We start from the raw sequence: 13,773 nt of genomic DNA, 5'->3' as shown, positions 1-13,773 counted from the left end.
CTCGTGGCCTCGCCCGGGGTTCCGACCATGCTGGAGGACGCGGTGCCGGGCGCGCAGCAGGACAGCACCGGTCAACCGGCAGGACCGGCCAACCGGGTCAGCCCGTCCGGTCAGCCGTCAGACGAGGTTGATGACCTCCTGGGTGACCGGGTAGCCCGCCTTGGCGAAGTTGGCGGCCATGGGGGCATTGCCCTGGTCGGTCGCGGCGGCGATGGTGGTGGCGCCCCGTTCCACCAGGTCATGGGTGCACTCCACCAGCAGGTCGTAGGCGTAGCCGTTGCCGCGGTGCTCGGCGACGACCCCGATGTAGCCGACGCAGGGGCCGGCCGGATTGTGCGCGGGCACCTGGACGCCGGCGATCTCCCCGTCGGGGGTCCACGCCAGCCGCCACCACTCGCGCGGTGACGGACACCAGCTGAGGAAGTCCATCAGCTCACGGACGGCGGCCTCGACACCGCCTTCGGCGATGGCCTTCAGATCGTGTGCGTCGAGGGTGCCCGGCATGATCCGGCGCAGCACCTCGGCCACCACCGCGTCATCGGGCTCCGGCCGGAACTCCAGCCGCCCCGGCCGCTCCGGAAGCCCGTGGCCGGGCGTCCACTCGTAGCGGAAGCGCTCCACCAGCGGGGTGAGCCCGCCCGCCACGGCGGCGTCGACACGGGCCTGTGCCGCCGCCCGCTCCTCGGGACGGTCGCGCCAGCCGGGCGGGACCATCAGGGTGTACTCGGCGTGATGCGGGGCGGTGCGCAGCAGTTCGGCCCCGGCCTCGTCCTCGCCGTCGGCGAAGTCGAACCAGTCCAGGGCGACGGGCTCGGTGCCGCCCGGCGCCGCCCACCAGGCGGCGCGGGCCACGACGCGCTCGTCACGCAGGGCCACCCAGGTCCACTCGGGGCGGTACTCCCCGCCCTCGCCGACGGTGACGTAGGTACGGCCGAAGCGGCCCCGGCCGACGAGCGCGGGGTCGGACAGGGTGTGGAACAGATCGGCGTCGCTCTCGGTGAGCGCGCGGATGACCAGGTCGGTCATGGAAATCCTTCCGGGAAAGCGATGCGCTCCCGGGTCGGATACCTGATCAGACGCGGATACGCCCTGCGGACGGGGGGCGGGAGCGCGGAACGGTCGTCATGGTGTCCATGGCTCTCGCCTCCTTCCTGATCAAGGGCGTGCCCGCACTCTAGAAGCGCCGAAGGACTCATGTCCACAGGTTTTTTATGTCCACACGTCTTTTCGAGCGTCAGGGGTCGAGGAGACCCGCGTCGTGGGTCAACAGGGCGATCTGGACACGGTTGTTGAGGCCCAGCTTGGTCAGGATCCGTGACACATGGGTCTTGACGGTGGGGACGCTCAGGAACAGCGCGGCGGCGATCTCCGCGTTGGACTTGCCCTCGCCGACAGCGACCGCCACCTCCCGCTCCCGGTCGTTCAGCCGGGTCAGCTGCTCCCGCGCCCGGTCCCGGCGGGGATCCGGTCCGGAGCCCGCCACATGCTCGATCAGCTGCTGGGTCACCGCCGGGGACAGCACCGGATCGCCCTCCGCGACCCGCAGCACGGCCGCCACCAGCTCGGCGGGCGGGGTGTCCTTGAGGACGAAGCCCGCGGCTCCGGAGCGCAGGGCGCGCAGCACATGCTCATCCGCGTTGAAGGTGGTCAGGATGATGACCTCCGGGGGCTGTTCGCGCCGCCGCAGTGCCTCGGTCGCGGCCAGACCGTCCACGGTGGGCATCCGGATGTCCATCAGCACGACGTCCGGAGCGTACTGGTCCACCAGGGCGGCGACCTGCGAACCGTCGGACGCCTCGGCCACGATCTCGATGCCGCAGGCGCCGCCCAGCATCAGCCGCAGCCCGGCGCGCACGAGCGCGTCGTCGTCGACGAGCAACACCCGGACGGGGGCGGATCCTTGGCCCGGTGCGACGGGCGGGGTGGACGCGGGGGCCGGGGTGGGCGCGGGGGAGTCCGGCGCGGAAGCACTCATGCGGGCCACGGTAGCCATGCGTAGAGCCGGAAGTCGCCGCTCTCCGACGGGCCGCTCTCCAGCCGCCCGCCGGTCAGCTCCGCCCGCTCGGCGAGCCCGATGAGGCCCTGGCCCGCACCGGGGATCGCCGAGGGCGCGGAGCCGGAGCCGGAAGCGTCGGCGGCGGGGGTGGCCACGGGAGACGGGACGGCCGTCGGGGCGTCGGATCCCCGCTCTCCGGTGGGCACGGGCTGCTCCCCGGTGGGCACGGGCTCACGCACCGCACGTGATCGGTGGACCCGTTGGGGGACGGCGCCGGGGACGGTGCGGTGGAGCGGATTGCGGATCTCCACGGTCAGCCCTTCGCCCCTCCTCCCGGCCGTCACCACGGTCACCTCGGCGTACGGGGCGTGCTTACGGGCGTTGGTCAGCCCCTCCTGGACGATCCGGTACGCCGTGCGGCCCGCGGCGCCCGGCACCGCCTCCGCCGCCGCGGTGCCGCTGATCCCGTCCCGCAGAGTGACCCGCATCCCGGCCTGCCGCGACTCCTCGACCAGCCGCGGCAGATCGGTGAGGGCGGGCTGTGGGCGGTCGGGGGGAGCCGGATCCCCGGGATCGCTGTCCGAGGCCCGCAGCACCCCGATCACCTCGCGCAGATCCTGGAGCGCCTGATGGGCACTGCTGCGGATCACCCCGGCGGCGCGGGCGACTTCATCGGGGGAGGCGTCCGAGCGGTACTCCAGCGCGCCCGCGTGCACGCTCAGCAGAGAGAGCCGGTGCGCGAGCACATCGTGCATCTCCCGGGCGATCCGCTCACGGGTGAGCCGCTGGATCCGCTCGGCGCGCAGCGCCGCCTCGGACTCCGCACGCAGCGCGCGCTCCCGCAGCGATTCGAGCAATTGGCGGCGTGAGCGCACGAACATGCCCCAGCCGATGACCCCGCCGATCAGCATCGCGCCCAGCAGTACTGACTCGAGGTATTCCAGATCCGGGTCGGGGCGCAGGGCGGGGGTGATCAGCAGCTGCGCCACGGCCGCCACCCCGACCAGCGCGACGGTGCGCAGGGTGCGGTGGACGGCGACGGTGAACAGCGCCACCAGCAGCGGCCCCGATACGTAGAACGCGACGGTGCCGACGGCCAGCAGGGTCAGCGCGAGCCCCACCGGCCACCGGCGCCGCTGCCAGAGCGCGAGGCAGGCCAGCGCCCCGGCAAGCACATCGGCGAACAGCGCGTTGTCCGACATCGACGGATCCTCGGCCATCGGTGCGGAGGCGAAGAGCGAGAAGAACGCCGCCAGCACGATGATGCTGGGGTCGACGAACCAGTCGCGTACGGTGCGGCGCGGTGGACGCGTGGTCGATGAGCTGCCCATGCGGACGAGGGTATTGACGGGCGGGGGTGGGGGCGCCGCTCTCGGCAAGGGAAGCGACCAAAGTCGGACGGCGCGATACCTTCGGCCGATCCGCCGCCCCGCACCTGTTGCCTAGCCTCGAAGCATGAAGAAGGTACTGGAGGGGGCGGGGTCGATCCTCGTGTTCTGGGGCCTCGCCGGGCTGGTGCACGAGCTGGTGGGCTGGTTCCGGTTCTGGGGCTTGCTGGGCCATCTGCCCTGGGTCGACGGTCACGAGTGGATCGCGAGCGCGGTGATCCTGGTGCTCGGCGTGGTCCTGGTCATGATTGCCGAGGGGATGGCCGGGCGTCCCCAGGGCCCGAAGATATCCGCGGCGGCGGAGACCGGTGCATCGGTCAGTGCTGATGGAGACCGCGCCCGGCCAGAGTGAGGTAGGTCTCGCCGACCGCCTCGGAGAGGGTGGGGTGCGGGTGGATGTGCTGGGCGACATCGGCGGGTTCGGCGTCCCAGCCCACGATGAGCTGACTCTCCGCGATCATCTCCGAGACATGCGGGCCCACGAGATGAACGCCGAGAATGCGTCCGGCCGGTGCCGATACCGGCGCCGATGCCTGTACCGGTGCCGATCCCGCTGAGACCGCCGATCCGGATCCTGCCGCCCGCTCGGCGACGACCTTCACCATGCCTCCCTGCCCGTGCACCATGCCCTTGGCGATGGCGGTCAGCGGCATGGTGTTGACCACCACCCCATCGTCGCCCGCCCGGGCTCGGGCCGCCGCCTCCGAGAGGCCGACGGAGGCGGTCTGCGGACTGGAGTAGGTCACACGGGGCACGGCGTCGTAGTCCACGGGGCGGGGTGTGCCGCCCGCCAGGGTCTCGGCCACCACCAGCCCCTCCGCGAAGGAGGCATGGGCCAGTCCGAGGGAAGGGGGAGGGAGTAGATCGCCCACGACATGGATGCCCGGCACCGCGGTCTCCAGCCGCGACCAGTCGGCGGGGGCGAGGAAACCGCGCTCGTCGGTGGTGAGTCCGGCGGCGCCCAGTTCCAGTCCGTCGGTGACCGGGGCACGGCCGACGGCCACCAGCAGCCGTTCGACCTCCAGGGTCCGTACCTCGCCACGGGGCGTGCGGACGGTGGCGCGCACCCCGTCGTCGTACGGCTCGGCCTCCTCCAGCCGGGCGCCCGTCAGCACCTCGATTCCGCGCCGCTTCAGCCCGCGGGTCAGATGGCGGCTGACATCGGCGTCCTCCAGCGGCAGCAGCCGGTCCGCCGCCTCGACCAGGGTGACCCGCGCCCCCATGGAGCGGTGCAGGGAGGCGTATTCGACCCCGATGGCGCCTCCGCCCAGCACCAGGACGGAGGCGGGGAGACCGGGGGCGAAGAGGGCGTCATCGCTGGTGACGACCCGTCGGCCGTCCGGTGCCAGACCCGGGAGGGTGCGGGGCCGGGAGCCGGTGGCCACCACGATGCCGCGGCGTGCGGTCCACTCGCTCACCCCCTGCCCGTCCCCGGTGCCGGGAGTTCCGTCCGGCCCGGTGGCGGTCACCGGGGTGACGCGGACCGTGCGCGGGCCGGTCAGGGCGGCGGAGCCGCGCACCACACGGACCCCCGCGTGGGCGAGAGTTCCCTCCACCCCACGGTGGTTGCGGGCCACGATGTCATCGCGGGTCGCGGTCAGGGCGGACCAGTCCACCGCGTCCAGGGACGCCTTGACGCCCCAGCGTTCCCGGGCCTCCGCGATGCCGTCGACCAGTTCGGCGGCGTGCAGCATGGCCTTGCTGGGGATGCAGCCGCGGTGCAGACAGGTGCCGCCGATCAGCTCGCGTTCGGCGAGGACCACTTCCAGGCCCAGGGCGGCGGCGCGCAGTGCGGTGCTGTAGCCGCCGGTGCCGCCCCCGATGACGATGACGTCGGTTTCATCCATGGACGTAAGCCTCCGCCCGGGGCGTGGTATGAGTCCAAGGCATAGCTTTTATGATTCCGATGGATTCTCTGCATGACGGATCTGCACGGCACAGGGGGAGCGGATGAGTCTGCGGCAGATGGAATATCTGGTCACGGTGGTCGAGGAGGACTCCTTCACCGCCGCCGCCGAACTGCTGGGGGTCAGTCAGCCGACGCTGTCCCACCAGGTCAAGGCCCTGGAGGCGGAGGTCGGCGGACCGCTGCTTGAGCGGCTCTCGCGCGGGGTGCGGCTGACGGCCATGGGGCGTGCCTATCTGCCGCACGCCGAACGGGCGGTGCGCAGCGCCCGGCAGGCGCGGCGCGCGGCACAGGCCGCCGCCGGAGCCGAAGGTGGCGAACTGCACATCGCCACCCTGCACGCCCTGGCGGTCGGCGTCCTGCCCGAAGTCCTCGCCCATTGGCGGCGTGAACACCCGGGTGTGCGCCTGGTGGTGCGCGAGTACGCCACCGGTGATGAGCTGTGCGAGCGGATGGAGCGCGGGGTGGCCGACCTCGCCATCGGCCACCGCCCGAAGGAGTGGCCGGGCCCCGTGGTCCCTCTGGGCCGGGAGGAGATCGTGGTGGTCGTCCCCGACGGAGACCCGCTGGCTGAGCGGGAGTCCATACGTCTGGCGGAGCTGGCGGACCGCGACTGGGTGCGCTGTGCGCTGGAGCCGGTGGTCGAGGGGCGCCGCTTTCTGGATCTGGCCTGTGAGCGGGCGGGGTTCGTGCCGCGCGACGGGGTGCACACCGAGCACTCCTCCACGGCCGTGCGGATGGCGTCCACCGGTGCGGGCATCGTCATCACCCCCGCGCATGTCGCCGCCGGGCACGGCTGCACGGTGGTGCCCCTCGATCCGCCCTGGCACCGCGAACTGACCGCGTTCTCACGGGTGTCCCTGACGGGCGCGTCCGCCGCCTTCGTCGATGTCCTCGGCCGTACGGCACGCCTGGGCCGGGTGGAGGCGGCACAGGGGCAAGGCCGGGACACCGTGGCGTGAGACAGTCCGTCCGCGACGGCTGTTGGACGTCCGACCGGTTGGCCGTGGCCGGTGGTCGGCACGGTCGGTCGTCGGCACGGTTCGGGCGGCCAGCAATGGCACGGTCGGTCGTCGGGGGGCCGGTGGTCGGTGGCCGGGTAGGGGACGGGCGCCACCGGCCGGGCCTGCCGTGTCTGCGGCGGTAGCCGGAACGCGGCCCGATGGTCGCCGCGCGCCGCACCGCGCCCCGGCCTGGCTCACGGCCGTGTCACGCGCGCACTAGGAGGGCTACCGGGAGACGGGCCAGGAGTTCGCCCAGTGGACAGGGCCCCTCGGCCGTGCGGCCGGTCAGCAGGTCTCGCCAGCGGCCCGGCGGCAGCGGCAGCCGGGTGGTGGACCAGCCGCCTCCCGCCGACAGGCGCCGGGACAGCCGGGTGACCACCGTGACCGCCCCACCGGCCTCGGCCCCACCGGTCCCGGCCCCACCGGTTCCAGCCTGGCCGCCCGTGGCCTCGCCGGGTGTCCGGGCGAAGGCCACGCAGTGGGCGGCGGCCGGGCCTTCGGCCCGCAGCGGCAGATAGCCGCTTCCCGCGCCGAACCACTCCGGGTGCGCACGCCGCAGCCGTAGCGCCGCCGAGGTCAGCAGCAGCTTCTCGGCGGACACCCCGTCCGCCTCCTGCCCCGCGTCCAGGGCGACCAGCGCCTCGGGGCGCAGCTCGGGCGGGCGCCGGTTGTCCGGGTCGACCAGGGCGCGGTAGAGGTGCTCGGTGCCCATGTAGAGATCGGGGACACCCGGCATGGTCAGCTGCACCAGCGTGGCGCCGAGCGCGATGACCCGGGCCGGGGCGTCGAGTTGGTCGGCGATCTCCGCCCACACCGGTGCCCCGGGGTCGCCCGGACCCTCGGCCGACTCCACGTAGCCGGCCACCGCCTCCTCGTACGCCGTGTCCCGCTCCGTCCACGTGGTGCGCAGTCCCGCCTCCCGGACGCCCTTGAGCACCGCCGGGACCAGCCGCGCGGGGTCCGCGTGGCCCAGACCGAGCGCGGTCTGCCACACCGTCCACACCGCATGGGCGTCGGGGGCGTCCGCCCCGTCCCGCTCGCCCGCCCGCGCCTCCGTCAGCCGGCCCGCCATCAGCCCGCCCCACCACTCCGGAGCCTCGGTCAGCGCCGCGATCCGCGCCCGGACATCCGCGCTGCGCTTGGTGTCGTGCGTGGACAGCACCGTTCCCGCCGCGGGCCAGTCGCGCAGACGCCGTGCGGCGAAGGTGTGGAACTCCTCGGCCGGGACGGCCGGGCGCCCGGGATCGCCGCCCACCTCCGTCGCCGAGAGCAGCGGGGTGTAGCGGTAGAAGGCGGTGTCCTCGACCGACTTGGCGCGTAGCGCGGCGGCAGTCTGCGCGAAACGCACACAGAAGTCCCGGTGGTGCGGTCCGTCGCCGAGCCTGCCGAGCGCCGCGTCCCGCACGGTGTCCACGGCCCGCGCCTCCTCCGCCACCGCGAAGGCCGTCCTGGCGCCCCGCGCTGCCTCCTCCAGCAGCGCGGCGTCCCCGTCCGGCGCGGGCGCCCCGACGGTCGCGTACGGGCGGTAGACGGGCATCCGCACCAGCAGTTCGCGGACGGCCGTGCGCAGCGCCCAGGGCGCCTGGTCGCGCAGCCGGGGCGAGGCGTCACAGATCCGGGAGGCGGTCCGCACCAGCCGCGCCACCTCGGCCGCCAGCTCGTGCCGCACCACCTCGTGGGCCGCGCGGCGCACGGTGGCGGCCCAGTCGCCGCCCTCGTCCGCCCCGGCCGCCGTGAGGTCCTGGTAGATCATGGCCAGCGCGGCCACCCCGTCCGGGTCGAGAAAGAGCCCGTCGATGTGGTGCAGCGCGTCGTAGCCGGTGGTCCCGGCCACCGGCCAGTCCATGGGCAGCCGTTCGTCCCGGGCGAGGATCTTCTCGACGACGATCCAGCGGCCACCACCCGCCCCGTCACTGCCCGCCCCCTCAGCACCCGCCCCCTCAGCACCCGCCCCCTCAGCACCCGCCCCGTCACCGCCCGCCGCGGCCCGCACCTCCCGGTCCAGCCGCCGCAGATAGCCGCCCGGGTCGGCGAGCCCGTCCGGGTGGTCCACCCGGAGCCCTTCGATCACCCCGTCACGCATCAGCCCCAGCAGCGTGGCATGGGTTGCCGCGAACACCTCCGGGTCCTCCGCCCGCACCGCGATCAGATCCGAGATGGTGAAGAAGCGCCGGTAGTTCAGCTCGGTCCGGGCCAGCCGCCACCAGCCCAGCCGGTACCACTGGGCGTCCAGCAGCTCGGGCAGCGGCAGCCCCGCGGTGCCGGGCCGCAGCGGGACGGTGTGGTCGTGGTAGCGCAGCACGGCGTGGTCCCCCTCGCCCTCCACCGCCAGCCTCTTGAGCTCCTCGCCGAGCGGGCCGCCGAGCACCGGCAGCAGCACCTTCCCGCCGTGCTCCGCCCAGTCGATGTCGAACCAGCGCGCGTACGGCGAGGCGGGCCCCTCCCGCAGCACCTCCCACAGCGGCCGGTTGAGCCGCTCGGGCACGGGCGCGGCCATATGGTTCGGCACGATGTCGACGATCAGCCCGAGGCCGTGGGCCCGCGCCGTACGGGCGAGCGACCGCAAGCCCGGCTCACCGCCCAGCTCGGCCCGGACCGCCGAGTGGTCCACCACGTCATAGCCGTGGGTGGAGCCCGGCTGGGCCTCCAGTACGGGCGACAGATGCAGATGGGAGACGCCGAGCGAGGCCAGATACGGTACGGCCCGCCGCGCCGCCTCGAAGGGGAAACCGGGCTGGAGCTGTAACCGGTAGGTGCTGGTGGGTGCCTTCGGGTCAGCCGTCATAGGAACGTATGTACCCACCTCGCGGGCCTCATGAGATGCCCGCGCACCCATCCGGGTGCCCCGCCCGCCCCTCCAGCCCGGCCCCGGACCCTACGCGGTACCCATAAGGGACCCTACGCGGGGCGCTGGAGCACCATCAGACTGCGATCCACCAGCGTCAGCCGGTCGCCCGCCGCCACCTTCGCGCCACTGCCCGGCTCCACCCCCTCCGGTTCCGCGGTGTCCACGATGACCTGCCACGACTTGCCGTGGTCGACCGGCACCGTGAACTCCAGCGGCTCGTGGTGCGGGTTGAACAGCAGCAGGAAGGAGTCGTCGGTGATGCGCTCACCGCGCACCCCCGGCTCGGAGATCGCGTTCCCGTTGAGGAAGACCGTCAGCGACTTGGCGTGGGCCGCCTGCCAGTCCCGCTGCCGCATCTCCTCGCCCTCATGGGTGAACCAGGCGATGTCCGACAGCTCGTCGTGGGTGCCCTCCACCGGCCGCCCGTGGAAGAAGCGGCGGCGCCGGAAGACCGGGTGGTCGCGGCGCAGCCACACCAGCGACCGGGTGAAGCGCAGCAGCTCCAGCGCCCGGCGGTCCTCCTCGCCGCCGTCCTTGCCGGGGTTCGGCCAGATCACCCAGGACACCTCGTTGTCCTGGCAGTACGCGTTGTTGTTGCCGCCCTGGGTGCGGGCGAACTCATCGCCGTGGCTGAGCATCGGCACGCCCTGGGAGAGCATCAGCGTGGCGATGAAGTTGCGCATCTGGCGCTCGCGCAGCTGCCGTACCTCCGGATCGTCGGTCTCGCCCTCGACCCCGCAGTTCCAGGAGCGGTTGTAGCTCTCGCCGTCCTGGTTGGACTCCCCGTTGGCCTCGTTGTGCTTCTTGTCGTAACTCACCAGGTCGCGCAGGGTGAAGCCGTCGTGGCAGGTGACGAAGTTGACCGAGGCCAGGGGGCGGCGGCCGTCGCCCTGGTAGAGGTCGGAGGAGCCGGTCAGCCGGGAGGCGAACTCCGCCAGGGTCCGCGACTCCCCGCGCCACAGATCGCGCACGGTGTCCCGGAACTTGCCGTTCCATTCGGTCCACAGGGGCGGGAAGTTGCCCACCTGGTAGCCGCCCTCACCGACGTCCCAGGGCTCCGCGATCAGCTTCACCTGGCTGACCACCGGGTCCTGCTGCACCAGGTCGAAGAACGACGACAGCCGGTCCACCTCGTGGAACTGACGGGCCAGGGTGGCCGCCAGATCGAAGCGGAAGCCGTCGACGTGCATCTCGGTCACCCAGTAGCGCAGTGAGTCCATGATCAGCTGAAGGACGTGCGGACTGCGCATCAGGAGGGAGTTCCCGGTGCCGGTGGTGTCCATGTAGTACCGCCGGTCGTCGGTCAGCCGGTAGTACGAGGCGTTGTCCAGCCCCCGGAAGGAGAGCGTCGGACCCAGATGGTTGCCCTCGGCCGTGTGGTTGTAGACCACGTCGAGGATGACCTCGATGCCCGCCTGGTGCAGCGCCCGCACCGCCGACTTGAACTCCAGGACCTGCTGGCCGCGGTCGCCCCAGGAGGCGTAGGCGTTGTGCGGGGCGAAGAAGCCGATGGTGTTGTAGCCCCAGTAGTTGGCGAGCCCCTCGTCGACCAGCCGGTGGTCGTTGACGAACTGGTGCACGGGCATCAGTTCGAGGGTGGTGACACCCAGTTCCGTGAGGTGCTCGATGATCGCCGGGTGGGCCAGCGCCGCGTAGGTGCCCCGCAACTCGTCCGGAAGCCGCGGATGGCGCATGGTCAGCCCCTTGACATGGGCCTCGTAGATGACGGTGCGGTGGTAGTCGGTGCGCGGCGGCCGGTCGTCGCCCCAGTCGAAGTACGGGTTGACCACCACCGAGGCCATGGTGTGCGGGGCGGAGTCGAGGTCATTGCGCTTGTCCGGCCGGTAGAAGTGGTAGCCGTAGACCTCCTCGCCCCAGTCGATCCGCCCGCTGATCGCCTTGGCGTAGGGGTCCAGCAGCAGCTTGGCCGAATTGCAGCGGTGGCCGAGCTCCGGTTCGTACGGGCCGTGGGCCCGGAAGCCGTAGCGCTGCCCCGGCATGATCCCCGGCAGATAGGCATGGCGCACAAACGCGTCGGTCTCGCGCAGTTCGACCGCCGTCTCCGAGCCGTCGTCGTGCAGAAGGCACAGTTCGATCCGAACCGCTGCCTCGGAGTACACCGCGAAGTTGGTTCCGGCGCCGTCGTACGTGGCGCCCAGGGGGTAAGCCTGTCCCGGCCAGACCTGCATGTGTCGACTCTTCCACTTCTCCTCCGGGGGCCGCGAGCACCCGTGGCACCGGACGGAACCGGATCGGAGGGGAATCCTTTCCCAACTGACCGGGCCCGACGGCTCTTTCGGCGGAACTTTCTGAAATTGCAGGCAACCTACGGCCACCGTGGTTCGTCCTACCGGGTGACCTTCGTATACGCGATTTACCGCTATGCAGAGGGATATGTCGACATAGGGAGGGGTTGGGGGAGAATGTGCGCACGATGATCCACCGTCACCTGGGCAAGGTGGTGGCCGGTGCCGCCATGGCGGTCACCGCCGCCGCCGCGCTGATCGCGGTGACACTGCCGGATACCGCGTCCGGTGATGAGGGACCGGGTGGGGGAGGGCCGCAGGGTTCCGCGGCCGAGCAGGGCCAGGCGTCGCCGCGGCCCGGAGTGGTGGAGTCCGCGCCCGAGCAGGGGAAGAAGGGCACCGGCCGGGATCCGCTCACCGACGACGAGATGAAGCGCGCCCAGTCGCTCGCGGTCGGCCGCACCCTGCGCGCCGAGGGCGAGAACGTCAAGGGCAAGACGGGCCCCGAGCACATCTCCACCGATCTCGCCGAGCTGGGGCCGGACGAGGTCGGCGCGGCCGATCCGCCCCGCCGCGCCGAGGTCACGTACTACGACTACAAGGACGACACGTATCTGACCAAGACGGTCGACCTCGACTCGGGCAAGGTCGAGCACACCGACACCCAGCGGGGGGTCCAGCCGCCGCCTGTCCATGACGAGGTCGTGGAGGCCGCCCGGCTGCTGATCAACGACAAGCTGGGCGCGGGTCTGAAGAAGGACTTCAAGGACGCCACCGGCAAGACGCTGATCGGCCCCGGTCAGCTGACCGTGACCGGCTTCGTCTACCGCGGGGGCGAGGACAACACCGGACCGGCCGCCGTTCAGGACTGCGGCAAGCACCGCTGTGTGCGGCTGTTCACCCGGGTCGTCAACGGCCCCTGGATCGACGTCCGCCCGCTGGTGATCGACCTGAGCGACCGCTCCGTCGCCCGGCTGGGCTGACCCGTCCGGACGCTCGTCCACGCCCCTCCACACGTTGAACCAACAGGAGTCCTCCATGCCCGAAAGAAGGCTCCGCCGCGCCCGCCTCAGGGTAGCGGCGGCTGTCGGCGCCACGACGCTGCTCGGTACCGTGGCGGTCGCCGCGGGCCCCGCCCAGGCGGCCCCGAAGGCCCCCGCCAAGGCCCCCGCACCCGCCGCGAACTGTAGCTCCGCCTACCAGGTCGAGCAGAAGCTGGACGGTGGCACCACCTGGCGGATGTGCTGGCACTACGAGAGCAACGCCGGGCTGGTGCTCGACAACGTCTCGTACCAGCCCAAGGGCGAGTCCGCCCCCATCAAGGTGCTGAGCTCGGCCAAACTGGGCCAGATCCATGTGCCGTACGACGATGGCAAGAACGAGTACGACGACCTCACCGGACAGGGCTTCGCCCAGGGCCTGATGCAGCTCGACCCGGCCGAATGCCCCGGCGGCACCATCAAGACCGTCCGGGTGCCGGACGCCTGGAGCCCCGACCGGCAGAAGGTGAAGGGTCTGTGCGCCACCACCCGCGCCCGCGGCCACGCCTACCGCATGGGCGACGCGAGCAACCCGAACAAGGTCTACCAGCGGCAGGGCAAGGACCTGCTGCTCTACACCGTCAACCAGGTCGGCTGGTACGAGTACATCACCGAGTGGCGGTTCTCCGGCGACGGCACCATGTCCATGCAGGTCGGCGCCACCGGCACGCTCTCTCCGATGGACTACGACGCCGGTGACGGCCGCGGCTGGCCGCTCGGCAAGGGCGCCAAGGACTACGCCACCAGCCATGCCCACAACGTCTTCTGGCGGCTGAACTTCGGCCTCGACGGCTCGCCCAAGAGCAAGATCGAGCAGTACGACTCCAAGACCACGGCCACCGGCCGGGGGATCCCCAAGACCAAGACCACTCGCACCCAGATCACCAAGGAGCTCGCCGGGGACGCCGCCGAGGCGCGCTGGTGGCGCGTGGTGAGCACCGCGGGCAAGAACAAGGACGGCCACCCTCGCAGCTACGAGATCGTGCCCGGTCACACCACCAAGTACCAGGGCCGCAGCTACACCAAGCACGACGTGTACTTCACCGACTACAACAAGTGCGAGCAGTTCGCCAGCAACAATCTGCGCAACTGCGGCCGGGGCGCGGGCAAGTCCGTCGACAAATGGGTCAACGGCCAGAGCCTCAAACACCCGGTCGTATGGGTCAACATCGGTTTCCACCACATCGCCCGTGACGAGGACCAGGAGCCGATGCCGGTGCACTGGCAGGGCTTCCAGCTCGCCCCGCGCGATGTCACCGCTATGAATCCGCTCACGCCGCCCGCACTCGCCGGTCACAACGGCCATACAGAAGAGGATCGTTGACCGATAGGTCGATCGAGGATG

The 13,773-nt window shown here is 71.8% G+C and carries 10 protein-coding genes; 4 read left to right on the top strand and 6 right to left on the bottom strand.

Features of this window, described 5'->3' with window-relative positions:
* Positions 1-117 precede the first annotated feature (117 nt).
* The 3 genes from AC4BEG_RS07610 to AC4BEG_RS07600 form a co-directional block, all read right to left on the bottom strand.
* A complete protein-coding gene (locus tag AC4BEG_RS07610; RefSeq protein WP_490705139.1) occupies positions 118-1,026 on the bottom strand; it encodes a GNAT family N-acetyltransferase in 909 nt (302 codons plus the stop codon).
* 208 nt (positions 1,027-1,234) lie between these two features.
* On the bottom strand, positions 1,235-1,975 hold the full coding sequence (locus tag AC4BEG_RS07605; RefSeq protein ID WP_490705138.1) for a response regulator transcription factor: 741 nt from the start codon (positions 1,973-1,975) through the stop codon (positions 1,235-1,237).
* Positions 1,972-3,327 (bottom strand): sensor histidine kinase, encoded by a 1,356-nt coding sequence (locus AC4BEG_RS07600; protein WP_490705137.1) that lies wholly within the window; start codon positions 3,325-3,327, stop codon positions 1,972-1,974. The genes AC4BEG_RS07605 and AC4BEG_RS07600 overlap by 4 nt, the downstream gene beginning before the upstream one ends.
* Positions 3,328-3,451: 124 nt before the next feature.
* Between AC4BEG_RS07600 and AC4BEG_RS07595 the strand changes: the two genes are divergently transcribed.
* The gene (locus AC4BEG_RS07595) at positions 3,452-3,736 is read left to right on the top strand and encodes a hypothetical protein (protein ID WP_490705136.1); all 285 of its coding nucleotides are present in this window, start codon (positions 3,452-3,454) and stop codon (positions 3,734-3,736) included.
* Here the strand turns inward: AC4BEG_RS07595 and AC4BEG_RS07590 are convergent.
* Entirely contained in the window at positions 3,702-5,231 is a 1,530-nt protein-coding gene (locus AC4BEG_RS07590) for an FAD-dependent oxidoreductase (protein ID WP_490705135.1), read from the bottom strand. The two genes, AC4BEG_RS07595 and AC4BEG_RS07590, sit on opposite strands and share 35 nt — an antisense overlap.
* A gap of 103 nt (positions 5,232-5,334) precedes the next feature.
* On the opposite strand from AC4BEG_RS07590, the gene AC4BEG_RS07585 reads away from it, so the two are divergent.
* Positions 5,335-6,252, top strand: coding sequence for a LysR family transcriptional regulator (locus AC4BEG_RS07585; RefSeq protein ID WP_490705134.1), 918 nt, complete (start codon positions 5,335-5,337; stop codon positions 6,250-6,252).
* A gap of 247 nt (positions 6,253-6,499) precedes the next feature.
* Here the strand turns inward: AC4BEG_RS07585 and treY are convergent, their stop codons facing one another.
* Positions 6,500-9,079, bottom strand: coding sequence for a malto-oligosyltrehalose synthase (treY, locus tag AC4BEG_RS07580; protein ID WP_490705133.1), 2,580 nt, complete (start codon positions 9,077-9,079; stop codon positions 6,500-6,502).
* A gap of 113 nt (positions 9,080-9,192) precedes the next feature.
* Complete coding sequence (gene glgX, locus AC4BEG_RS07575) at positions 9,193-11,331, bottom strand: glycogen debranching protein GlgX (RefSeq protein ID WP_490705132.1); 2,139 nt, start codon at positions 11,329-11,331, stop codon at positions 9,193-9,195.
* Positions 11,332-11,576: 245 nt separating this feature from the next.
* Between glgX and AC4BEG_RS07570 the strand changes: the two genes are divergently transcribed.
* Positions 11,577-12,371, top strand: a complete 795-nt coding sequence (locus AC4BEG_RS07570) for a Tat pathway signal sequence domain protein (protein WP_490705131.1) — start codon at positions 11,577-11,579, stop codon at positions 12,369-12,371.
* Between the two features lie 55 nt (positions 12,372-12,426).
* On the top strand, positions 12,427-13,752 hold the full coding sequence (locus tag AC4BEG_RS07565; protein WP_490705130.1) for a copper amine oxidase: 1,326 nt from the start codon (positions 12,427-12,429) through the stop codon (positions 13,750-13,752).
* Positions 13,753-13,773: the final 21 nt, after the last annotated feature.

Source organism: Streptomyces sp. JLBJ103, assembly GCF_058215575.1.
This window is presented reverse-complemented; position numbering and strand designations above follow the sequence as displayed.